Source organism: Pseudohaliea sp. (assembly GCF_054552115.1).
Genome location: NZ_JBTOLW010000001.1, coordinates 127515 through 151081, shown reverse-complemented (window position 1 = coordinate 151081; position 23567 = coordinate 127515). Strand labels below are relative to the sequence as shown.

Annotated in this window: 18 protein-coding genes and 2 tRNA genes; 3 read left to right on the top strand and 17 right to left on the bottom strand. The window is 67.7% G+C overall.

The genetic code is table 11. The features are described from left to right. Positions 1–18: 18 nt before the first annotated feature. Positions 19–1950, top strand: a complete 1932-nt coding sequence (gene acs, locus ACX93N_RS00680; protein ID WP_459426453.1) for an acetate--CoA ligase — start codon at positions 19–21, stop codon at positions 1948–1950. Positions 1951–1994: 44 nt separating this feature from the next. Beyond that, positions 1995–3605, top strand: a complete 1611-nt coding sequence (locus ACX93N_RS00675) for a sulfotransferase family protein (protein ID WP_459426452.1) — start codon at positions 1995–1997, stop codon at positions 3603–3605. Between the two features lie 28 nt (positions 3606–3633). Here ACX93N_RS00675 and ACX93N_RS00670 read toward each other — a convergent pair whose 3' ends face one another. From ACX93N_RS00670 to rlmE, 17 genes are all read right to left on the bottom strand, one after another. Beyond that, positions 3634–6102 (bottom strand): TonB-dependent receptor, encoded by a 2469-nt coding sequence (locus ACX93N_RS00670; RefSeq protein WP_459426451.1) that lies wholly within the window; start codon positions 6100–6102, stop codon positions 3634–3636. Positions 6103–6310: 208 nt separating this feature from the next. Next, the gene (locus ACX93N_RS00665) at positions 6311–7309 is read right to left on the bottom strand and encodes a glycosyltransferase (RefSeq protein WP_459426450.1); all 999 of its coding nucleotides are present in this window, start codon (positions 7307–7309) and stop codon (positions 6311–6313) included. 444 nt (positions 7310–7753) lie between these two features. After that, positions 7754–9892: a polyribonucleotide nucleotidyltransferase gene (gene pnp / locus ACX93N_RS00660; RefSeq protein WP_459426449.1), complete on the bottom strand. Its 2139-nt coding sequence runs from the start codon at positions 9890–9892 to the stop codon at positions 7754–7756. Between the two features lie 57 nt (positions 9893–9949). Then, entirely contained in the window at positions 9950–10219 is a 270-nt protein-coding gene (rpsO, locus tag ACX93N_RS00655; RefSeq protein ID WP_459426448.1) for a 30S ribosomal protein S15, read from the bottom strand. 98 nt (positions 10220–10317) lie between these two features. Next, positions 10318–11247 carry a tRNA pseudouridine(55) synthase TruB gene (truB, locus tag ACX93N_RS00650; protein ID WP_459426447.1) on the bottom strand — a complete coding sequence of 310 codons (930 nt, stop codon included), beginning with the start codon at positions 11245–11247 and terminating at the stop codon, positions 10318–10320. A gap of 1 nt (position 11248) precedes the next feature. Next, entirely contained in the window at positions 11249–11659 is a 411-nt protein-coding gene (gene rbfA, locus ACX93N_RS00645; RefSeq protein WP_459426446.1) for a 30S ribosome-binding factor RbfA, read from the bottom strand. A gap of 9 nt (positions 11660–11668) precedes the next feature. Next, on the bottom strand, positions 11669–14323 hold the full coding sequence (gene infB, locus ACX93N_RS00640) for a translation initiation factor IF-2 (RefSeq protein WP_459426445.1): 2655 nt from the start codon (positions 14321–14323) through the stop codon (positions 11669–11671). Positions 14324–14381: 58 nt separating this feature from the next. Continuing rightward, a complete protein-coding gene (gene nusA, locus ACX93N_RS00635) occupies positions 14382–15881 on the bottom strand; it encodes a transcription termination factor NusA (RefSeq protein WP_459426444.1) in 1500 nt (499 codons plus the stop codon). A 4-nt stretch (positions 15882–15885) separates the two neighbouring features. Next, positions 15886–16371, bottom strand: coding sequence for a ribosome maturation factor RimP (rimP, locus tag ACX93N_RS00630; RefSeq protein ID WP_459426443.1), 486 nt, complete (start codon positions 16369–16371; stop codon positions 15886–15888). A 95-nt stretch (positions 16372–16466) separates the two neighbouring features. Beyond that, a tRNA-Met gene (locus ACX93N_RS00625) sits at positions 16467–16543 on the bottom strand. A gap of 236 nt (positions 16544–16779) precedes the next feature. Beyond that, positions 16780–16865: transfer RNA gene (locus tag ACX93N_RS00620), tRNA-Leu, on the bottom strand. 30 nt (positions 16866–16895) lie between these two features. Continuing rightward, positions 16896–17288 (bottom strand): preprotein translocase subunit SecG, encoded by a 393-nt coding sequence (gene secG, locus ACX93N_RS00615; protein WP_459426442.1) that lies wholly within the window; start codon positions 17286–17288, stop codon positions 16896–16898. A gap of 24 nt (positions 17289–17312) precedes the next feature. Then, the gene (gene tpiA, locus ACX93N_RS00610; protein WP_459426441.1) at positions 17313–18059 is read right to left on the bottom strand and encodes a triose-phosphate isomerase; all 747 of its coding nucleotides are present in this window, start codon (positions 18057–18059) and stop codon (positions 17313–17315) included. An 81-nt stretch (positions 18060–18140) separates the two neighbouring features. Then, a complete protein-coding gene (glmM, locus tag ACX93N_RS00605) occupies positions 18141–19490 on the bottom strand; it encodes a phosphoglucosamine mutase (RefSeq protein ID WP_459426440.1) in 1350 nt (449 codons plus the stop codon). After that, positions 19487–20350 carry a dihydropteroate synthase gene (gene folP, locus ACX93N_RS00600; RefSeq protein ID WP_459426439.1) on the bottom strand — a complete coding sequence of 288 codons (864 nt, stop codon included), beginning with the start codon at positions 20348–20350 and terminating at the stop codon, positions 19487–19489. Before folP ends, glmM begins: the two co-directional genes overlap by 4 nt. A gap of 31 nt (positions 20351–20381) precedes the next feature. After that, entirely contained in the window at positions 20382–22313 is a 1932-nt protein-coding gene (gene ftsH, locus ACX93N_RS00595; RefSeq protein WP_459426438.1) for an ATP-dependent zinc metalloprotease FtsH, read from the bottom strand. 169 nt (positions 22314–22482) lie between these two features. After that, complete coding sequence (gene rlmE, locus ACX93N_RS00590; RefSeq protein WP_459426437.1) at positions 22483–23145, bottom strand: 23S rRNA (uridine(2552)-2'-O)-methyltransferase RlmE; 663 nt, start codon at positions 23143–23145, stop codon at positions 22483–22485. Between the two features lie 96 nt (positions 23146–23241). Between rlmE and yhbY the strand changes: the two genes are divergently transcribed. Beyond that, positions 23242–23559 (top strand): ribosome assembly RNA-binding protein YhbY, encoded by a 318-nt coding sequence (gene yhbY / locus ACX93N_RS00585; protein WP_459426436.1) that lies wholly within the window; start codon positions 23242–23244, stop codon positions 23557–23559. Positions 23560–23567 lie beyond the last annotated feature (8 nt).

The following is a 23567-nucleotide window of genomic DNA, read 5'->3' as shown; positions in this document are numbered from 1 at the left end:
AGGAGCGGAGGCCCACCGATGTCCGAATTTCCCGTCCACCCGGTACCCGAAAGCTTTGCCGATGCCCACATCGATGCCGAGCGCTACGCCGAGCTGTACCGCCGCTCCCTGGAAGAGCCGGACGCCTTCTGGAGCGAACAGGCCGAGACCTTTCTCGACTGGATGGCCCCCTGGGAAACCGTGTGCAGCTACGACTTTCACCGCGGCGAGGCCAGCTGGTTCCGCGGCGGCAAGCTCAACGTCAGCCAGAATTGCATCGACCGGCACCTGCCCGCACGCGCCGACCAGCCGGCACTGCTCTGGGAGGGAGACGACCCGGCAGACTCGAAGACCATCACCTACGCCGAGCTCAAGGACGCCGTCTGCCGCCTCGCGAATGCGCTGAAGAGCCGCGGCATCGGCAAGGGCGACCGGGTCTGCATCTACATGCCGATGATCCCCGAGGCCGCCTACGCCATGCTCGCCTGCGCACGCATCGGTGCGATTCACTCCGTGGTCTTCGGGGGCTTTTCGCCCGAGGCACTCAAGGACCGCATTCTCGACGCCGATTGCTGCGCCGTCATCACCGCCGACGAGGGTGTGCGCGGCGGCAAGCGCATACCTCTCAAGAAAAACACCGACAAGGCGCTCGCCGAGTGTCCCGGGGTGCACAGCTGCCTGGTCGTCCGCCGCACCGGCGGCGACATCGACTGGAACGACGCACGCGATGCCTGGTACCACGAACTGGTGGACGCGGTGTCCGCCGACTGCGAACCCGAACCCATGGACGCGGAGGACCCGCTCTTGATCCTCTACACCTCCGGCTCCACCGGCAAGCCCAAGGGCGTGCTGCACACCACCGGCGGCTACCTCCTGCAGGCGGCCATGAGCTTCAAGTACGTCTTCGACTACCGCGAGGGCGAGGTGTACTGGTGCACCGCCGACGTCGGCTGGGTCACCGGCCACACCTATATCGTCTACGGCCCCCTCGCCAACGGCGCCATCTCCCTGGTCTTCGAGGGCGTGCCGACCTACCCGGATGCCGGCCGCTGCTGGGAGGTCGTCGACAAGCACAGGGTCAACAGCTTCTACACCGCGCCGACGGCGCTCCGCGCCCTGCAGGCGGTCGGCGACGAGCCCGTGAAGCGCGCCTCCCGGGAGACACTCCGCGTACTCGGCACCGTCGGCGAGCCGATCAACCCCGAGGCCTGGGAGTGGTACTACAACGTCGTCGGTGATGGCCGCTGCCCGATCGTCGACACCTGGTGGCAGACGGAAACCGGGGCACACATGATCACCCCCCTGCCCGGTGCCACGGCCCTGAAGCCGGGCTCGGCGACCTTCCCCTTCTTCGGTGTCGAGCTGGCCCTGCTGGCCGAGGACGGCAGCGAGATCGAGGGCCCCGGCGCCGGCTACCTCGTGGTCAAGCGCTCCTGGCCGAGCCAGATCCGCAGTGTCTATGGCGATCATCAGCGCCTCGTGGACACCTACTTCAGCCATTACCCCGGCTACTACTTCACCGGCGACGGCGCCAGCCGCGACGAGGACGGTTACTACTGGATCACAGGCCGCGTCGACGACGTGCTCAACGTCTCCGGGCACCGCATGGGCACCGCCGAAGTGGAAAGCGCCCTGGTGCTGCACGACAAGATCGCGGAGGCGGCCGTGGTCGGCTTCCCGCACGACATCAAGGGCCAGGGCATCTACTGCTACGTGACGCCGATGCAGGGGGTGGAGCCCGACGAGCAGCTGAAAGCCGAGCTCATCGCCCTGTGCGTGCAGGAGATCGGCCCCATCGCCAAGCCGGACATCATCCAGTGGGCACCGGGGCTGCCGAAAACGCGCTCCGGGAAGATCATGCGGCGCATCCTGCGCAAGATTGCGGAGAACGAGCTCGAGAGCCTCGGCGACACCAGCACCCTTGCCGACCCGTCGGTCGTCGACAGCCTCGTGGACAACCGCCCGGGCTGAGCCGGCGCGCAGACGGCATCGCCGGGAGCGGGTAGACTGCGCCCATGGCGGAATCCGTCCAGGCACTGCACCGGCGCGCCCAGCGCCACCTGAACCGGGGGGAATACGGCCCCCTGGCCGCCTGCTGCAAGGCGATCCTCGCCCGGCAGAAAGACTTCGCCGACGCCTGGTTCCTGCTATCCGTGGCCGCCGAGGCCGCGGGGGACCTCACCCGGGCCGAGGGACTGCGCGCCCGGGCCCTGGAGCTCGACGGCGGCAACGCCGAGTACCTGGCTCAGCAGGCGCGCCTCCTGTCGCGGCGGAGCCGGAGCGCCGAGGCCCTGGCGGCCGCCCGCAGTGCCCTCGCGGCCGGACCGGCCAATGCTCTGGGCTTCGACACGATCGGGGTCGTGTTTTCCCGCCTGGCCCGCTACGAGGAAGCACGGACGGCACTCGCCGAAGCGGTGCGGCTGGCGCCGGAGAACCCCCAGTACCGCTTCAACCTCGCCGCCGCCGAGCAGTTTCTCGGCCATGCGGAGGCAGCGGAGGAACACTACCGCGCCGCCCTCGCGATCCGGCCCGGTTTCGCCCGGGCCTGGTGGGCCCTGTCCGAATTGCGCAAGACCGGTGACGCTTCCGACGACCTGCCGGTGCTGGAGGCCCAGGCCGGACGAGCCGGCCTCTCTGCCGAGGATGCCCTCTACCTCGGTCACGCGCTGGCGCGGGAAAACGAACTGCGTGGCAATCACAGCGCCGCCTTCGCGGCCCTCGAGAAGGGCAAGGCCGGGCACCGGGCGCGGGCCCGTGAAGCGCGGGCGCGGGACGCGGCGCTTTTCGCCGCACTGCGCGAGAGCTTCCGGGAGAGCGACCGCGAGCAGCGGCCCCGCGACAGCGGGCGGGGGACGCCGTTGTTCGTCGTCGGCATGCCGCGGACCGGGACGACGCTCGTCGAACGCATCCTCACCAGCCATGAGGCGGTCACCAGCCTCGGCGAGATCCAGGACCTCGCCCACGCCGTGCGGCGCAGCGCGGACAGCAGTGGCGCGGCGGGCGTCCTCGACCCGGCGGTCATCAGGGCGGCGCTGCTGGCGCCGGCGGAGGCCGCCGCAACGCACTACCGGGAAAGTACCGCGGCCCGGCTGGAAGGCGCCCCTGCCCCGGGGCAGTACATCCTCGACAAGATGCCCCTGAACGCGCTCTATATCGGCTTCATCCTGCGCAGCCTGCCCGAGGCGCGCATCGTACTCCTGCGCCGGGACCCGCGGGACACCTGCCTCAGCAACTTCCGGCAGCTGTTCGCCGTGGACTACTCCTACTACGACTACCACTACGACCTCGAGACCACGGCGCATTACGTCGCGGACTTCGAGCGGCTGATGGCACACTGGCAGTCGCTCTACGGCGGACGCATTCACGCGCTGGCCTACGAGGCGCTGGTGGCGGACCCGGAAAGCGAGGTGCGTGCGCTGCTGGCCTACCTGGGACTGCCCTGGGAGCCGCGCTGCCTCGCGTTCCACCGGAACGCGGCGGGGGTGGCGACGCCGAGCGCGCTGCAGGTGCGCCAGCCCCTGTACCGGGACGCGCTCGAGCGCTGGCGACGCTATGAGAGGGAACTGGCCCCGGCGACGGCGATCCTCACCGAGGCCGGGGTACTGCCACCGGCCGCCGGCGCCTGAGCGCCGGCGGCCGCAGCTTCGACGAGGGTCAGAAGCTGTAGCTGGCGCGGATGCCCGCGGTGCGCGGTGCACCGACGAAGTTGCCGTAGGAGCGCACCGTGAAACCGCCGATCTGCGTGCCCGGGCCGACACCATTCTGCAGGAAGCGGCGGGTGTTCCGCGTGCCCGTCACGTAGTACTCGTCCCACAGGTTGTCGACGAAGGCCTGCACGGACCACTGGTCCCTGCTGAAGGTCGCGCTCAGGTGGTGCACGTCCCACTCGGGGATCGCCTCGCCACCGAAGTCCGCCGCCTCACCGGTGGCCGGGTCGATCAGCGCGCCGGTCTCGTCGCCGCCGGTGACGTTGTAAACGTCACTGGAAAAGACGATGCCGTAGTTGACCGCGAGGTCGATGCCGTCGAGGACCATCGTGCTGTAGGTCACGTTGAAGGTGCCCTGGTGCTCGGCGTGACCGGGCAGGCGCGCACCCTCCGTTCCGGTGAAGTCGTCGACCAGGCCCGGCGCATCCTCCACCAGCTCCGCGTCCGTGTAGGCGTAGCTGAGCTGCACTTCCCAGTTGTCATTGATCAGCCAGTTGCCCTGCAGTTCCAGGCCCTGGCTCTCGGCGGCGGAGCCGTTGCCGACAATGGGCAGCTGGCCGAAGGTGGTCACCGTATCCACCTGCAGGTCCGTCCAGTCAATGTAGAAGAGCGCGGCGTTCAGGGACATGCGGCCGTCCAGGAGCAGGCCCTTGTAGCCGATTTCGTAATTCTCGATCTGGTCCGGGGAGATGAACACCTCGTCCGGGAGCGCGCAGAGGTTCTGCGTGTCGCTCTCGTTGACGTCCGGGGGGCAGGCGGGCACGGCATTGACGCCGCCGTTGCGATAACCCTCGGAATAGGTGGCGTAGATCATGTTGTCGTCGTCGATATCGAAGGCGGCGTTCAGCTTGATCAGGTCGCCCTCGTCGTCGCCGACGTTCTGGCCGAAGTCGATGTTGATGGCATCCTGAGGTTCGCCGAAGAACACGGTCTCGAGGAGCGGCAGGCCGAAGCCGGAGCGGTTGTCCACCTCGAAGGTGTAGTCCCGGTAGCCGACGGTGAGCTCGAGGCGGTCAAACAGGCGGTAGGAGATCTCGCCGTACCAGGCCTCCTCCTTCTCGCTGGTGAAACCCTGGGAGATATATTCGAGGCTGTCCGGGCGCAGTTGCACGCCGCCGAAGTTGTCGACCGCGAACTGGTCGAAGCCCGGGGTAAACTCGCGGCTCTCGCTCTCGCTGTCGACCTCGTTGTTGAAGTAGCCGAGCACCCAGGACAGCGGGCCCTCGTAGGTCGAGACGAGCCGGATCTCCAGCGTCTCGGTCTCCTCATCGACGATCTCGCGGGTGAACGAGGAGAAGGTCGGGAAGGCCTCGTACCCGTACTCGAAGTTGAGCAGCAGGTCGGTCTGGTCGCGCTGCCCCTCCTCCTCGTACTCCGTTTCACCGTAGATGAAGGTCGCCTCGGCAAAGCCCAGATCCGCCTTCACCTCCAGGCTGTACAGCTCATTGGTGTAGTCGTTCGGCTCCAGGTAGCGGTAGGCGGAGACGTAGTCGCCGGTGCCGAACGCCTGCTTGTGGTTGATCTGCCGGCCCTCGGCTTCCGTGTCCTGGTACAGCCACCAGAGGTTCACGTCGAGCCAGTCCGTGGGCAGCCAGCGCAGGTTGGCGCGGGCGGCCAGCGTATCCTCGCCGTTCGCGTCCTCCACCCGGCGCAGGTTCGCATTGACCTCGTCCGGGTTGGAGAAGTCGGGCTCCGGGTCAGAGACGCCAGCCTCGCGCACCACGAAGTCGTAGTCGATAAAGCCGGGGTCGTCCACGCGGTCGAGGTTCACACGCAGGGCCAGGCTGTCGCGGATGATGGGCAGGTTCAGGGTCACGCCGACATCGTTGTACATGTCGTCGCTTTCGAAGTTCTGGCTCAGGGTGCCGCGCAGGTCGATCCCGAAGGCCTCGGGGTCGGCGCGGTTCGGCAGGTAACGGATGGCACCGCCCATGGTGCCCTGGCCGTACAGCGTGCCCTGGGGGCCGATGAGCACCTCGACACGCTCGAGGTCGACGGGACGGATGTCCAGGGGCAGCGGGATATCGCCGAAGTAGGTGGCCACCGTGTCGCTGGTGTAACCCGGGCCGAGCTGCGAGGTATTCAACCCGCGGACCAGAATGTCAGGGACTTCGTCCCGAGCGCCGCGGTCGATGACCGTGAGGCCGGGCACGTAGCGCGCAATCTCGTTGATGCCGGTGAGCCGGTATTTTTCGATCTTCTCGGCGCTGACGGCGGAGATGTTGATCGGGATGTCCTGGACCGTGGAGGCCCGGCGGGAGGCGGTCACGACCACCTCCTCGAGGCGGGCGCCGTTATCCTTCTCCTCCTCCTGGGCCAGGGCGCCGACGGCGCCGGCCCCTGCCAGGGGCAGGGAGGCCAGGGCCACGGCTCGGGACAGGCGGGAGCGCGGGTGTGCGGACTGGTTGCGTTGCATGGTTTTTCCCCTCTCGGACAACGGTTGCCACCTTATTTTCGTCGGGACCATTTTCCCGCCCGACCGGCGGCGCACAATAGGAAATAGTACCTAAGCAAACTTCACACCAGTTGCAGTCTGCGGCAGAGTGCCGGCGGCAGGCGTCGAAGCGCCGAGAAGGCGTGAAAACCGGTGGCGCTCGCACCATAATAGTGCTCTCTGCCAGGGCCTACGCCCCTTCGAGGTGCATGATATTGCGCTCGATGACAGCGTTGATGGCCGGCCCGAGCCCACCGAGGGCAAGACATTCACGCAACAGGGCAAGGGCGGTCACGCGATCGCCGCGGCGCACCGCCAGGTTGGCCAGGTTCAGGCACAGGGACGGCGTCCGGTAGCCGTCGCGGTAGAGACGCTGGTAGAGGTCGCTGGCGGCGCCGAAGTCACCGTCGCGATAACTCGCCTCCGCCGCCCCCTCGAGGCTGCGCTGCGGGTCATAGCCGAGTTCGGCGGCGCGCAGGAAATAGTCCCGCGCCTGGCGGTAGTTCCCCGTGGCGTGCATGGCGCCGGCCGCGGCGATGCCGTAGAGGCGCCCATCGGCCCCGGCGGCCAGTTCGCGTTCGAGCATGGCCTGGTAACGCTCGCCCCTGGCCTTGCGCGGCCGCTCCGCGTTGGCGTTGCAGTAGTGGTGCAGGGGTACGGCAAGCTCCCCGCGGCGATTCTCCGGGATGGTGCCGTCGACGATCTCGTGGATGCGGCCCTGGTAGCGGATTTCGTCGCGGCGACGGAAGAGCCGGAGGATCGGGTTGACCGTGTAACCCGTGTAGCCACGGGCATAGGGCGCATGTTCCCCCGTGGGGCGCCAGCCCCACGCGGCCTGGTCGTCACCGTAGTTGTGCTGGGGCAGGTAGAAGCCGTCAAAGGCTGTTTCGGCCATGGCCGCCCGCAGCCGCGGGTAGTCGGCTTCCGCGATCCGCTCATCGGCGTCGAGGACCAGGATCCAGTCGCCGCTGGCCGCCGCGAGGCCATGGTTGCGCGCGGCGGAGAAGTCGTCGCACCAGCTGAAGTCCAGCAACCGGTCGGCATGGGCAGCCGCAATCTCGCGGCTGCCGTCGATGGAGCCCGTATCCACCACGACCAGTTCGTCCACCTGCGGCCGCGCCGCGGCCAGGCACTCCTCGAGGATCCAGGCCTCGTCACGGACGATCATGCAAAGGGAAAGGGTCGCCATGGGCACCTCAGCAGAAAACGCGGGCCAACCTTAGCAAAATCGCCGGGTAAAGCGGACACTTCACCCAAGGACCCTTGCAGCAGTTACGGGGGATTGCCGGATACTTTCCCCGGGGCGAGCGCGGGATACTTCTCCCGGCCGCTCCCCGATACACGCTTTGTGAGAGAAGTATCCCGCACTCCCGCCTGGCGCCTCGTGCGCTTCCAACTCGGTCGACCGTCTACCGAGGGTAGGGACGGCTGCTGGAGAGTGCTCCCACAAAGCGTGTATCGGGGAGCGACTGGGGGCACTCTCCAGCAGCCGTCCCGGAAAGCAGAGAAAGCAATGCCACGCTCACCCCGGAGTGTGGAGAAAAGGCCTCCGGGTCAGCTATCCAAAGCAGACCGCCAACGGGCAGCCACAAAAAAGGGCGCCGAAGCGCCCTTTTCATCACGCCGCGGAGCCTTACTCCGTGGCCTCGTCCGCCGGGGCCTGCGCCTCGGTGACGTCCTCTTCGATTTCCTCGTCGAGGAGTTCCTTGATGGACAGCTTGATGCGGCCACGCTGGTCCACGTCGAGCACCTTCACGCGGACTTCCTCGCCCTCGGTCAGGTAATCGGAGACATTCTCCACGCGCTCGTTGGCAATCTGCGAGATATGCACCAGGCCGTCCTTGCCAGGAAGGATGTTGACGAAGGCGCCGAAGTCGACGATGCGGGCCACCCGGCCCTCGTAGATCGCGCCGACTTCCGCCTCGGCGGTGATCTCCTCCACCATCGCCACGGCGGCGTCCCGCGCGGCCTGGTCCTGGCCGAAGATGCGCACGGTGCCGTCGTCGTCGATATCCACCGTCGCGCCGGAGGCTTCCGTGATGCCGCGGATCGTCGCGCCACCCTTGCCGATGATGTCGCGGATCTTGTCCGCGTCGACCTTGAGCGTGACCATGCTCGGCGCGTTCTCGGAGGTGACCTCGCGGGCCTCGGCGATGACCTGGTTCATCTGCCCGAGGATATGCAGCCGCGCCTGCAGCGCCTGCTCGAGGGCGATCTCCATGATCTGCTCGTTGATGCCCTCGATCTTGATGTCCATCTGCAGGGCGGTCACGCCCTCGGCGGTCCCGGCGACCTTGAAGTCCATGTCGCCCAGGTGGTCCTCGTCGCCGAGAATATCGGTCAGGACGGCGAACTGGTTGCCGTCCTTCACGAGGCCCATGGCGATGCCGGCCACCGGCGCCTTCAGGGGAACGCCAGCCCCCATGAGTGCCATGGAGCCGACGCAGACGGACGCCATGGAACTGGAGCCGTTGGACTCGGTGATCTCGGAGACTACGCGGACCGTGTAGGGGAACTCCTCTTCACCGGGCAGCACCGCGGCGAGACCGCGGCGGGCCAGGCGGCCGTGGCCGACTTCGCGGCGGCCGGTAAAACCGATGCGGCCCGCTTCGCCGACCGAGTAGGGCGGGAAATTGTAGTGCAGCATGAACGGGTCGCGGCGCTCGCCCTCGAGGGCGTCGATGATCTGCGCGTCGCGGGTGGAGCCGAGGGTGACCGCACCGATGGCCTGGGTCTCACCGCGGGTGAACAGGGCCGAGCCGTGCGCCTTCGGCAGCACGTCGATCTCGCAGGCGATGGGGCGCACCGTGCGATTGTCGCGGCCGTCGATGCGGGCCTCGCCGTCGAGGATGCGCTTGCGCACGAGCTGCTTCTCGACGCCCTTGAACACGTCCTTGACCTCTTCCTCGCTCGGGCCGCCTTCCACGGCCAGCGCCTCGACGCAGGCCTGGCGGATCTCGCCGACGCGCTCGTAGCGGGCGGCCTTCTCGGTGATCCGGTAGGCCTCGCCGAGGGCGTCCCTGACCTGGGCCTCGACCGCGGCAACGAGCTCCGCGTTGACGGCGGGGGGCTGCCAGTCCCAGCGCGGCTTGCCGGCTTCCGCGGCCAGCTCGTTGACGGCCTGCACCACCGCCTGCATTTCCTGGTGCGCGTAGAGCACGGCGCCGAGCATCTGGTCTTCCGTGAGCTGGTCAGCCTGGGATTCGACCATGAGCACGGCGTCCTTCGTGCCCGCCACGACCATGTCGAGCTTGCTGTCGGCGAGCTGCGCGTAGGTCGGGTTCAGGAGGTAGCCATCCTGCTCCGTGAAGCCCACGCGGGCGGCGCCGATGGGACCGTTGAAGGGGCAGCCGGAGATCGCGAGCGCCGCGGAGGTGCCGATCATCGCCGGGATGTCCGGGTCGATGTGCTTGTCGGCGGACATCACCGTGCACACGACCTGCACCTCGTTCATGAAGCCGTCGGCGAAGAGCGGCCGGATCGGGCGGTCGATGAGGCGGGAGGTCAGCGTTTCCTTCTCACTGGGCCGGCCCTCGCGCTTGAAAAAGCCGCCGGGAATCTTGCCCACGGCGTAGGTCTTTTCCTGGTAGTGGACGGACAGCGGGAAGAAGGGCTGCCCGGGCTTGGCGTTCTTTTCCGCCACCACGGTGCACAGCACCGACGTGTTCTCGACGGTCACGAGCACGGCACCGGTGGCCTGGCGGGCGATGCGCCCGGTCTCCAGCGTGACGGTCTGGCCGCCATACTGGAAGGTCTTGGTTACTGGATTCACAATCTTTCTCCGATTCTTTAAACGACGACCGGGGCCCTGGGCCCCGGTGTGGCTGGCCTAGCGGCGCAGGCCGAGGCGCTTGATCAGTTCCGCGTAGCGCGCGGCGTCCTTGCGCTTGAGGTAATCGAGCAGGTTGCGGCGCTGGTTGACCATGCGAATGAGGCCGCGACGAGAGTGGTGATCCTGCTTGTGCGACGAGAAGTGGTCGCGCAGCTGTTCGATATTTGCCGTCAACAGCGCCACCTGTACTTCCGGTGATCCGGTGTCACCCTCTACGCGCTGGTATTCCTTGACGATTTCCGCTTTCTTTTCGGCAGTCAATGCCATGAGTTCATCCTCTTCTTAACCTGCGGGGCCGCACCCGTTACGCCGCGCGGCCGATTCATGAAAGAGCCTGTCCGTGCAGATTTACAGACAGGTTCGCGTCACCGCCTGGTGACCATCAGTCGACGGGGCGCCACGCGCCCGTCGTCCAATATCTCGCCGATACCGAGCAGTTCCCCGCTCTGCGCGGCGACGCGCACCATACCATCACAGGGCGCGTTTGGCACTAGCACCGGCTGCCCCTGGCGCAGGTAGAAACCCGCCGATTCGCTGAGCGTCACCAGGGGCATGTCCGCGAGGGCGCGCTCCGCCGGGAGCAGCAGCCGATCCAGCGCCGCCTCGTCGCCCGCATCCCGCAAGGCCTGCAGGGCGTCCAGGGTGACCGCCTCCTCGATACGGAAGGGGCCGGACTGCAGGCGGCGCAGCCGCGAGACGTGCGCACCGCAGCCGAGGACCTCACCCAGGTCTTCCGCCAGCGTGCGCACGTAGGTGCCCTTGCTGCAGTGCACCCGCACTTCGGCCTCGGCCTGCGCGCCGGGACGGAAGGCCAGGAGTTCGAAGGCGTACACCGTGATCCGGCGCGCCTTGCGTTCCACCTCCACGCCCTGGCGCGCGAGTTCGTAGAGCGGCCTGCCGCCCTGCTTGATCGCGGAATACATGGACGGCACCTGCTCTGTCTCGCCCCGGAAGGGTGCGAGCGCCGCTTCCACTGCGGCCGCGTCGAGAGCGCTGGCGTCGGCGCGCGCCGTCTCCGTGCCCTCCGCATCTCCCGTGTCGGTGCTGACACCGAAGATGAAAGTGCTTTCGTAAACCTTGTCCGCCTCGAGGAGGTACTGGGACACCTTGGTCGCCTCGCCGAAGCAGAGCGGCAGCACCCCCGTGGCCAGGGGGTCCAGGCTGCCCGTGTGGCCGGCTTTCGCGGCCCGGTACAGGCCCTTGGCCCGCTGCAGCGCCCGGTTCGAGGACAGCCCCGCCGGCTTGTCGAGCACCAGGATCCCGCTGACCGGGCGGCCGCGTCGACGACGGGCCACCTCAGCCCTCTCCTTCCGGGTTGTCGTCCCGCTCCCGGCGGGCATCGAGGGCGCGGTCCCGCTCGCCGGCCTCGCGGATCAGTTCTTCCATGTGGCGCCCCCGGCCAACGCTGCTGTCGAAGCAGAAGCGCAGCCGCGGGACGCTGCGCATGGTGGCCTCCCGCGAAAGGAGCGTGCGCAGGTAACCGGCGGCGCCGTTGAGAGCGTCTACTGCTTCCGTCGCCTCGTCGGCGCTATCACTGCCCAGGCGGGTGAACCAGACCTTCGCGTGGGCCAGGTCCCGGCTCACGTCGACGCCCGTAAGGCTGACCATGCCGACGCGCGGGTCGTCGACTTCCTGCTGGATCAGGAGCGCCAGCTCCCGCTGCAGGTAATCGGCGACCCGCTGGGTACGACTGAACTCTCGTGCCATGGCGGGCCGCTACAGGGAGCGGGCGACCTCCTTGACCTCGAAGACCTCGATCTGGTCCCCGACCTGCACGTCGTTGTAGTTCTTCACGCCGATGCCGCACTCCATGCCGTTGCGGACCTCGTTGGCATCGTCCTTGAAACGGCGCAAAGACTCGAGCTCACCCTCGTAGATGACCACGTTATCGCGGAGCACGCGAATCGGCTTGCTGCGGTAGACAGTGCCTTCCGTGACCATGCAGCCCGCGACCTGGCCGAACTTCGGCGAGTTGAACACCTCGCGAACCTCGGCGATGCCGACGATCTCCTCGCGCATCTCCGGCGCCAGCATGCCGGACAGGGCCTGCTTGACATCGTCGATGAGGTCGTAGATGACGTTGTAGTAACGCAGGTCGACGCCCTCGTTCTCCACCAGCCGCCGGGCGGCGGAATCCGCACGAACGTTGAACCCGAAGATCACGGCACCGGAGGTAATGGCCAGGGTGACGTCGGTCTCGGCGATGCCGCCGACACCGCTGGAAACAATGTTCACCTGGACCTCTTCGTTGCCGAGGTCCAGGAGCGCGGCCTGGATCGCCTCCAGGGAGCCGCGCACGTCGGCCTTGACCACCACGTTGAGGGTCTTCTTCTCGCCGGCGGTCATGCTCTCGAACATGTTGTCGAGCTTCGCCGCCTGCTGCCGCTGCAGCTTGTTCTCGCGCATCTTCTCCTGGCGGTAGTCGGCCAGGTCCCGGGCCTGTTTCTCGTTCTCGACCACGGCGAACTGGTCGCCGGCGTCGGGGGTGCCGTCCAGGCCGAGGATCTCCACCGGGATGCTGGGGCCGGCGGTCTCGATGGGCTGGCCGTTCTCGTCGAGCATCGCGCGGACGCGGCCGTACTGCAGGCCCGCGAGGACAATCTCGCCCTGGCGCAGGGTGCCGCTCTGCACGAGCAGGGAAGCGACGGGGCCGCGGCCCTTGTCGAGGCGCGACTCGATGACGATGCCCTGCGCCGGCACGTCCTTCGGCGCCTTCAGCTCCAGCAGCTCCGCCTGCAGCAGGACGGCGTCGAGCAGCGCGTCGATGCCGTCACCGGTAATCGCCGAGACGTGGACGAACTGCGTGTCGCCGCCCCACTCCTCCGGGATCACTTCCTGCGCAGAAAGCTCGTTCTTGACGCGGTCCGGGTCCGCTCCCTCCTTGTCGATCTTGTTCACGGCGACGATGAGCGGCACCTCCGCCGCCCGGGCGTGCTGCACCGCCTCGATGGTCTGCGGCATGACGCCGTCATCGGCGGCCACCACGAGGATCACGATATCCGTACTCTTCGCGCCGCGGGCCCGCATGGCGGTGAAAGCCGCGTGGCCGGGCGTGTCGAGGAAGGAGATCATGCCGTGGCCCGTCTCGACGTGGTAGGCACCGATATGCTGGGTAATACCGCCGGCCTCGCCCGAGGCGACCTTGGCCTTGCGGATGTAGTCCAGCAGCGACGTCTTGCCGTGGTCGACATGCCCCATGACCGTGACCACCGGCGCGCGCGGCTCCGGCGTGCCTTCGTGCTGGGAGAGGGTTTCCGTGAGATCCTCCTCGAGCGCGTCGGCGCTGATGTACTTGACCTTGTGCCCGAGCTCCTCGACCACCAGCGTGGCGGTGTCCCGGTCGATCATCTGGTTGATGGTCGCCATGACACCGAGCTTCATGAGCTCCTTGATGACCACGCCGGACTTCACGGCCATGGCCTCGGCCAGGCCGCCGACGGAGATCATGTCGGCGATCTCGACTTCGTAGACCTTCTTCTCCGTCGGCATCTCGAAGCCGTGCCGGCTGTGCTCCTCGTGGGTGGCCTTCATCTTCCTGCGGCCACCGCGACGGCGCACGCGGCCCTCTGCCGCCTCCAGGTCGGACAGGGACAGGTTATGGCCGCGCTGCTTGCCGCGTCCGAGCGGTTCGTTGCGGCCGAGACGGCCCTTCTTGCGCTTCTGATCGTCCCGGGGCTGCTCGGACGGCGCCGCGTGGAGGCGCTTGGGACGCTTCGGCGCCTCTTCCCGCGCCTTCGCGGCGGCTTCGGCGGCCTTGCGCTGCTCTTCCTCGGCCTTGCGTGCGGCGATCGCTGCCGCACGGGCCGCGGCCTCTTCCTCTTCCTTCTGTTTCCGGCGCAGTGCCGCGCGCTGGCGGAGCACCTCCGGGTCGAGGTCGGCGGCGTCTTCCGGCTCTTCGTCCTCCTCCGGCACGGGCTCGAACTCCGGCTCCTTCGGTGCCGGAGCCTCCTCAACCGGCCGGGCTTCCGGAGCCGTCGCCTCCGTTGCCGGGGCCTCCGCCGCCGGTGCCTCGGGCGCTTCGGCCGAGGCCGCCGTCTCGAGCTCCTCCTCGGCGGGCGCCGGGGCTTCCGGTTCCTCGCGCTTCACGTAGGTACGCTTCTTCCGGACCTCGACGTTGACCGTCTTCTTGCCGGAAGAGCCGCCCGTGCGCAGCGTGCTCATGGTCTTGCGCTTCAGGGTAATGCGCTTCGGCGCCGCCGAGGATTCCCCGTGGCTGCGCTTCAGGTAGGCAAGAAGCGTCTGCTTGTCTTCATCGGACACCGGTTCCGCGGCGTCCTTGTGAGGCAGCCCGGCGTCCCGCATCTGCGTGAGGAGCCGCTCCACCGATGCGCCTACGGATTTCGCCAGCTGCTCTACTGTCACCTGCGCCATGCAAATACTCTCCTAGCTACCCTGGTTCCCTGACTTTCCGTGGTACTGGCCAGTGCCTTCAGGACTGGGCTTCCTCTTCGGCAAACCAGGGGGCGCGCGCGGTCATGATCAATTCGCCTGCGCGCTCTTCCGTCATGTTCTCGATGTCCATCAGGTCGTCGACGCCCTGCTCGGCGAGGTCTTCCATGCTGATGATGCCGCGGCTGGCGAGGAGATAGGCAAGATGCCGGTCCATGCCGTCCATGGTCAGCAGGTCCTCGGCCGGCTCGTTCGCCCCGAGCTGCTCCTCGCTGGCGATCGCCAGCGTCAGCAGCGCATCCTTGGCGCGCGCACGCAGCTCCTCGGCGATCTCCTCGTCGAAGCCTTCGATGGACAGCATCTCGTCGAGGGGCACGTAGGCCACCTCTTCAAGCGTCGTGAAGCCTTCCTCCACGAGGATCTCCGCGACCTCCTCGTCGATGTCGAGCTGATCCATGAAGGTCTGGATGATCTGTCCGGCCTCGGCTTCATGTTTCTCCGCGGCCTCCTCGTTGCTCATCACGTTGATGGTCCAGCCGGTGAGCTCGCTCGCGAGGCGAACGTTCTGCCCGGAGCGGCCGATCGCCTGGGCGAGGTTGTCCTCGGAGACGGCCACATCCATGGCGTGCGCGTCCTCGTCGACGACGATGGATTCGACCTCCGCCGGCGACATGGCATTGATCACCAGCTGGGCGGCGTTGTCGTCCCAGAGCACGATGTCGACGCGCTCGTTGTCCAGCTCGTTGGAAACCGCCTGCACGCGCGAACCGCGCATCCCCACGCAGGCGCCGACGGGATCGATACGCTGGTCGTTGGTCTTCACGGCAATCTTGGCGCGGGAGCCCGGGTCGCGGGCAGCGCTGCGAATCTGGATGACGCCTTCGGCGATCTCCGGCACCTCGATCTTGAACAGCTCGATGAGCATCTCCGGGCAGGCGCGGCTGAGGATGAGCTGAGGGCCGCGGGTCTCGGTGCTGATCTCGGTGAGGATGGCGCGGACCCGGTCGTTAACACGGAAGGTCTCGCGGCCCACGAGCTCGCCGCGCGGCAGCAGGCCCTCGGCGTTGTTGCCGAGATCGACGATGACGTTGTCGCGGGTCACTTTCTTGACGGAACCGGCGACCAGTTCACCGACCCGGTCCTGGTACTCCTCGACGACCTGAGCGCGCTCGGCGTCGCGGACACGCTGGACGATCACCTGCTTGGCCGTCTGCGCGGCGATGCGGCCGAACTCGACGTTCTCGACCTTCTCCTCGTAGATGTCACCCGGCGTCAGGCCCGGGTCCTTCTCCGCGGCCTCCTCGGTCGTGAACTGGGTGCCGAGCAGGGCGACCTCGTCGTCCGGCACGACGAGCCAGCGGCGAACGGTCTCGTAATCGCCGGACTCGCGGTCGATGGTGACGTGGATATCCGCGTCCTCGTCGTAGCGCTTCTTGGTGGCCGTGGCCAGCGCCAGCTCGATCGCCTCGAAGATAATGTCCTCGGAAACGCCCTTCTCGTTAGAGACGGCTTCCGCGACCATCAGGATTTCCTTGTTCATGAGCCTACCTTGCCTCGCGCCCGTCGCCGCCGATGTCTGCCGGCAACTCCACCCGCGCCTTGTCGATCGTGTCAAAGGGCAGGAGATACTCGTGGTCATCGACCTGTACCACCACGTCCTCGCCCTCGACTCCCTTGAGCTGCCCCCGGAACTTGCGCCGGCCCTCGAAGGGCATGCGCAGGCGCAGGTCGATCGTCTCGCCGAGGTAGCGGCCGTACTGGGCCAGCGCAAAGAGCCGGCGGTCCAGCCCCGGTGACGACACCTCCAGGGTGTATTCACCGTTGATCGGGTCCTCGACATCCAGGACCGCACTGATCTGCCCGCTCACCGCGGCACAGTCATCGACGCTGATGCCCTCGGGGCGCTCGACGTACACACGCAGCACGCTGTGGCGCCCCTGCGCCAGGTGCTCGACCCCCCAGAGTTCAAAGCCCAGGGCCTCGACTGTCGGTTCGAGCAACTCACGCAGCCTGTTTTCCCTGCCGCTCACGCATCTCCTGCGAATTTTCCCGGTACAAACGAAAAAGCCCCAAAAAGGGGCTTTTCACGCCGCATCACCAGGTTACGGAGCAGGTGATGCGTATTTGGTAGCGGGGGCCGGATTTGAACCGACGACCTTCGGGTTATGAGCCCGACGAGCTACCAGGCTGCTCCACCCCGCATCAAAACGCTCATGGCAAGCTTGCTTGCCCGGGACACACCCTCAAGGTGCCCCCAAAGAGGTCGCGTATTATAGGTAGGCCTCCCGGTGCGGTCAACAACCTTCTTGCCTTCTTCTTGCCTTTCCAGTCAGCCCGCGACCGGGCGATGTTTGGTGCCGTAGGGGGCACTTAACGCGCCCGGCCAAGGCCCCACGAGCACTCCGCGTAGCGGAGCAGATCCCTCGACTTGCTGTGTTTGGTGCCGAAGGGGGGACTTGAACCCCCACGAGCAAAGCTCACTACCCCCTCAAGATAGCGTGTCTACCAATTCCACCACTTCGGCTGAATCATCCTGCGTATTGTAACCCGACGCTTACGCTTCGGGAATGTCTCCCGTGGGCAAATCGCCCTCTACGGGTGTCGCCGCGGGCACGTCGCCCTGCTCCACCGCCGGCAGGTCGTCGGTGGAAGCCTCGTCCGCCGCCGGCTGCTGCGCCGCCGGCACGGCAATGTCTACCTCATCGACGCTACGGGTCTTTTCCGTGGCGATAATCGCCAGGCCGAAGCTGGTTGCAAAGAACGCGGCGACCAGCCAGGCCGTAGCGCGGGTCAGCACGTTGGCGCTGCCGGTGCTGCCCAGGAGCGTCTGCGAGGCCCCGGCACCGAAGGACGCCCCCATGTCGGCGCCCTTCCCCTGCTGCAGCATGATCAGGCCGATGATGGTCAGCGCCAGCAGCAGATGCACGATCAATACGATCTGTTCCATAACTCCCCTGCCCGGTCCCGGGCGTCAGTCCTCGGCGGCGGCGCGCACGATCGCGGTAAAGGCTTCCGCGTCGAGGGAGGCGCCCCCCACCAGCGCGCCGTCGATATCGGGGCGCGCAAACAAGTCTGCCGCGTTGTTCGCCTTGACGCTGCCACCATAGAGCAGACGCACGGCTTCGCCGTCCTCGACGAAGCCCGCCAGCTGCTCGCGAAGGAACGCGTGCATGGCCTGTGCCTCGTCCGGGCTCGCCGTGAGCCCGGTACCGATGGCCCAGACGGGCTCATAGGCGATCACCAGACCGGGCGCCCGCGGCTCGTCGGCCAGTGCGCCTTCGAGCTGCGCGGCCACCACGGCTTCCGCCTCGCCACCCTCGCGCTGCTCGCGGGTCTCGCCGACGCAGACGATCGGGGCGAGGCCGGCATCCGTCGCCGCACGCACTTTCGCGGCGATCAGCGGCGACGTCTCCCGGTGATACTGGCGCCGTTCCGAGTGACCGATGATGACCCAGCGGCAACCCAGATCGGCCAGCATCGGTGCCGACACCTCACCGGTGTAGGCCCCCTCCGCCATGTGGCTGCAATCCTGCGCGCCGACGGTAATGGTGCTGCCTGCGCAGAGCGCCAGCGCCTGCTGCAGGTAGGCGAAGGGCGGACAGACCGCCGCGTCGACACCGTCCGGCAGCCCGGCTGATGCGAGCCCCTCGAGCAGGCCGCGATTCGCCGCCAGGGAGCCATGCATCTTCCAGTTTCCAGCCACCAAGGGACGTCGCATTGCCAGCACCCGGCTCGGAAAGGGGCGCAATGGTACCCAAGACCACCGGGGGTGACAAGCGGGAATCGGCCGGAAAAGCCCTCAGGCAAGGCCGCGGGCGACTTCCTCCGCCAGGCGCTCGCAGAGCGCCTCGACCTGCCCGGCATCGCGGCCCTCGACCATGACCCGCACGACGGGCTCCGTGCCCGAGGGCCGCAGCAGGACGCGGCCAGCCTCGCCAAGTTCCGCCTCCGCCGCCGCCACGGCCGCGGCGACCGTGCCGTTGCCCTCCAGGGCTCCGTTGCCTTCGCGGCGCACGTTGACCAGGCGCTGGGGCAGCCGGTTCATGCCGGCAGCGAGCTCGGACAGGGGCCTGTCGGCCGCGCGCAGGGCCCGGAGCACCTGGAGCGCGGCAACGATACCGTCCCCGGTCGTGGTGACGTCACTGCAGATGATATGCCCGGAGGCCTCGCCGCCGAGGTGCCAGCCCTCCGCGACCATGCGCTCGCGCACGTAACGGTCGCCGACGGGCGTGCGCACGAACTCGAGACCGGCCTCGCGCAGGGCAAGCTCAAGGCCGAGATTGGTCATCAGCGTGCCGACCACGCCGGCGTCGGCCGTGCCCAGGGACAGGCGATGCATGGCGATGATGTAGAGCAGTTCGTCCCCGTCAACAACAGCGCCCTGTTCATCCGCGAACAACACGCGGTCGCCGTCGCCGTCGAAGGCGATCCCGACGTCGGCCCCCTCCGCGCGCACCAGGGCGCAGAGCGACGCCATGTCCGTGGAACCGACGCCCTGGTTGATGTTGAAGCCATCGGGCGTGGCCCCCATGGACACCACCTCGGCGCCGAGTTCCGCAAACACCGCCGGGGCGATGGCGTAGGTCGCGCCGTGGGCACAGTCGAGCGCAACGCGAAGGCCCCGCAGGCTGAAACCCTCGGGCACCGTGCTCTTGCAGAACTCGATGTAACGGCCGGCCGCGTCCACCACGCGCACGGCCTTGCCGATGGCGCGCGGCGGTACCGTTTCCAGCGGCGCTTCGAGCATCGCCTCGATCGCCAGCTCGATGTCGTCGGGCAGCTTGGACCCGGCGGCCGAGAAGAACTTGATACCGTTGTCTTCGAAGGGATTGTGGGATGCGCTGATGACAATCCCGGCGTCGGCATTGTGGCTCCGCGTCATCAACGCCACGGCCGGCGTCGGCATCGGCCCGAGGAGCTTGACGTCGACGCCGGCCGCGACCAGCCCGGCCTCCAGCGCCGACTCGAACATGTAGCCGGACACCCGGGTGTCCTTGCCGATGATGACCGAGCAGCGGCCCTCTTGCGTGGAATGGTCCGTGAAGACCCGGCCACAGGCCCAGCCCAGCTTGAGCATGAAATCGGGGGTGATGGGTGGCTGGCCGACCGTGCCGCGAATGCCGTCGGTACCAAAGTAGCGCTTGCTCATGCGCCTCCTGCCTCTGCCAGCGCCGCCACCATGGCGAGCGCATCCGTGGTCTCGACGACGTCGTGCGCCCGGATGATGCGGGCGCCGCGCTCGGCGGACAGCACCGCCAGCGCCAGGCTGGCCGGCATGCGCTCATCGATGGACCGCCCAAGGAGCTTAGCAATGAGAGACTTGCGCGACAATCCGACCAGGAGCGGATGGCCAAGCGCCGCGAGGCGGGGCAGCGCCGCCAGCAGGGACAGGTTGTGCGCCACGGTCTTGCCGAAGCCGAAGCCCGGATCGAGGAGGATGGACCCGGCGTCGATGCCTGCCGCGCGGCAGACCGCGACGCGCTCACGGAGGAAGGCCTCGACATCGGCCACCACGTCCCCGTAGCGCGGGCCGGCCTGCATCGTGTCCGGCGAGCCCTGCATGTGCATCAGGCAGACCGGGAGGCCGCTCGCGGCCGCCGCCTCCAGGGCGCCGGGGCGGCGCAGCGCGCGCACGTCGTTGATGAGGTGGGCCCCGGCTGCGGCGGCGGCGCGGATGACCGCCGGCGAACTGCTGTCGATGGAGAGCATGGCGTCGACGCGTCCTGCGAGGGCCTCCACCACGGGCACCACCCGGGCGAGTTCCTCGCCTTCCGGGACCGGCTCCGCGCCGGGGCGCGTCGATTCACCACCGATATCGAGGAGACTCGCCCCGGCCGCCACCATGGCCTCGGCGCGGTACAGAACCGCATCCAGATCGGCGGCGCCCGCCCGGTAGAGCTGGCCGCCATCGGAGAAGGAATCCGGCGTAATATTCAGCACCCCCATGACCCGGGGGCGGGCGAGGGACAGGGAACGTCCCCCGCCCCGGAGGACGGGTGCCGTGGTCACTGCGTCGGCCACCCGGGCCGGAAGGCCCGGCTCAGTGCTCGCTGGCGGGGCCGCCGATGGGGCTGGCCGGCTTGTCATCGCCGGTCGCCCGGTCATCATCGCCGACTGCGCTCGGCCCGCTCGGACCACCGCTGCTGCCACCCCAGCCCTCCGGCTCCCGGGGCTGCCTGCCGGCCATGATGTCATCGATCTGGTCCGAGTCGATGGTCTCGTAGACCATCAGCGCTTCGGCCATGACGTGCAGCTTGTCGATGTTTTCCTCGAGGATGCGCTTCGCCGTCGCGTAGCACTCGTCGACGATGGCGCGGACCTCGGCGTCGATCTGCTTGGCGGTCTCGTCGGACATCGCGTTGTGGGGCTGCGCCGCGCTGCGGCCGAGGAACGGCTCGTCCCCGCCCTCGTCATACATGAGGGGCCCCATCTTCTCGGACAGGCCCCACTTGGTGACCATGTTCCTCGCGAGTTCCGTGGCCCGCTGGATGTCGTTCGAGGCACCGGTGGTGATGCCGTCCTTGCCGAGCGTCATCTCCTCGGCGATGCGGCCGCCAAAGAGGCTGCAGATCTGGCTGATGATGTGCCGCCGGCTGTGACTGTAACGGTCCTCCTCCGGCAGGAACATGGTCACGCCCAGGGCACGGCCCCGGGGAATGATGCTGACCTTGTACACCGGGTCGTGCTCGGGCACCAGCCGGCCGACGATTGCGTGGCCGGCCTCGTGGTAGGCCGTGTTCCGCTTCTCGTGCTCGGACATGACCATGGACTTGCGCTCGGCGCCCATCATGATCTTGTCCTTGGCCAGCTCGAACTGGGTCATGCCTACGGTGCGCACGCCGGCGCGGGCCGCAAAGAGTGCCGCCTCGTTGACCAGGTTGGCGAGATCGGCCCCGGAGAAACCCGGGCAACCGCGGGCAATGCGCGATGCATCGACGTCTTCGGACAGCGGCACCTTGCGCATGTGCACCTTGAGGATCTGCTCGCGACCGCGGATGTCCGGCAGCCCGACCACCACCTGGCGGTCGAAACGGCCCGGGCGCAGCAGCGCGGGGTCCAGCACGTCGGGACGGTTGGTGGCGGCGATGACGATGACACCGTCGTTCACCTCGAAGCCGTCCATCTCGACGAGCAGCTGGTTCAGGGTCTGCTCCCGTTCGTCGTGCCCGCCGCCGAGGCCCGCGCCGCGGTGCCGGCCGACCGCGTCGATCTCGTCGATGAAGATGATGCAGGGCGACTGCTTCTTGGCCTGTTCGAACATGTCGCGCACCCGGGAGGCGCCGACACCGACGAACATCTCGACAAAATCCGAACCGGAGATGGAGAAGAACGGCACCTTGGCCTCGCCGGCGATCGCCTTGGCCAGCAGCGTCTTGCCGGTACCGGGCTGACCGACCATGAGCACACCGCGGGGGATGCGGCCGCCGAGCTTCTGGAACTTGCTCGGGTCGCGCAGGAACTCGACCAGTTCCTGTACATCTTCCTTTGCCTCGTCACAGCCGGCGACGTCGGCGAAGGTGGTGGTGATCTGGTCCTCGCCGAGCAGCCGCGCCTTGCTCTTGCCGAAGCTCATGGGCCCGCCGCGGCCGCCGGCGCCCCCCTGCATCTGGCGCATGAAGAACATGAACACGGCGATGATGATCAGGATCGGGAAGCTCGCAACCAGCAGCTGGGTCCAGACGGACTGCTGTTCCGGCTCGCGGCCCTCGACCTCGACATCGTGGGTCAGGAGATCATCGATGAGCTTCGGGTCCTCGACCATGGGCCGCGTCGTCTCGAAGCGCGAGCCGTCGAAACGCGTACCGGTGATGGTCAGGCCGTCGATGACGACCTTCTCCACCCGGTCCTGCTGAATTTCCTCGATGAACTCCGAGTAGACCAGGCGCTCCGTAGGGCTCTGCATGTTGAAATTGTTGAAGATCGACAGCAGCACCGCCGCGATCACAAGCCACAGGAGCAGATTCTTTGCCATGTCGTTCAATGCTGATACCTCGCTTTCCCGGCGCTGTCGGCGCCGCGCGGCAGACAGTGCCGCGTGATACTCCGTCCCAGTATAGCGTATGGACGCCCCGTCCCCAGCTGACGCCGCTCGCGCTTTTCGGGGCCGGTCCCCGAACCCTAGTTGCTACGGCCGGCGGGGTCTACTGTCTCTCCTCAAGGGATGTCGGGTCGCCGGCGCGGTTTTCAATGGCCCCGGTGGCGACGAGATAGACTTCCCGGGAGCGCGGGCGCGACGCTGCGGGTTTGCGCGTGTACACCCGCTCGAAGCCCGCGCGGGCACCGGCGAGCAGCGCATCGAAGCCCTCGCCCTGGAAAACCTTGCAGGCGAAGGCGCCCCCCGGGCGCAGCATGCGCAGCGCCAGGTCGAGCGCCAGCTCCGCCAGCAGCATGGCCCGGGGCTGGTCCACGGCGGCCATGCCACTCATGTTGGACGCCATGTCAGAAAGCACGACATCCGCCCCCTTGCCCGCAATTTCAGCGCATATCGCAGCAAATACCGTGTCTTCCGTGAAGTCCCCCTGAATAAAGGTCACACCCGCGAGGCTGTCCATCGGCAGGATATCGGAAGCGATCACACGCCCGTTGTCGCCGATGAGTTCCGCGGCAACCTGGGACCAGCCGCCCGGTGCGCTGCCGAGATCCACCACCGTCATGCCCCGGCGGATCAGCCGGTCCCGCTCCTGCAGTTCGAGCAGCTTGAAGCAGGCCCGGGAGCGATAACCCTCCCGCCGGGCGCGCTGTACGTAGGGGTCTTCGCGATGCTCGCGAAGCCAGGCCTTGCTCGATGAGCGCTTCTTCGCCACGGCTAGCGGCTCCGGTACCGGGGCGACGGGCCGCCGTTTCCGTCTGCCCCCGGGCTCAGGTAGACTTCGCCGCCCGCACTGCAGAGATCACCCGCCATGGCCACCATCGAACCCAGCAAGCAGCAGCTGCGCCAGTGGCGCGCCCTCGGGCACAAGCTGAAGCCCGTGGTCACCGTGGCGGGCAATGGCGTCAGCGACGGGGTACTGGCGGAGCTGGACCGGGCCCTGACCGACCACGAGCTGGTGAAGGTCAAGGTGGCGGCGGGCGATCGGGACAGCCGCGCTGCCGTCGCCGAGGCGCTCTGCGAGGCCAGCGGCGCACTGCTCGTGCAATCCATCGGCAATATCCTGCTGCTGCTCCGGAAGAACCCCGACGCCGACCCGCGCCTTTCCAACCTGCAGCGGATGCTCTGAGGCACCCG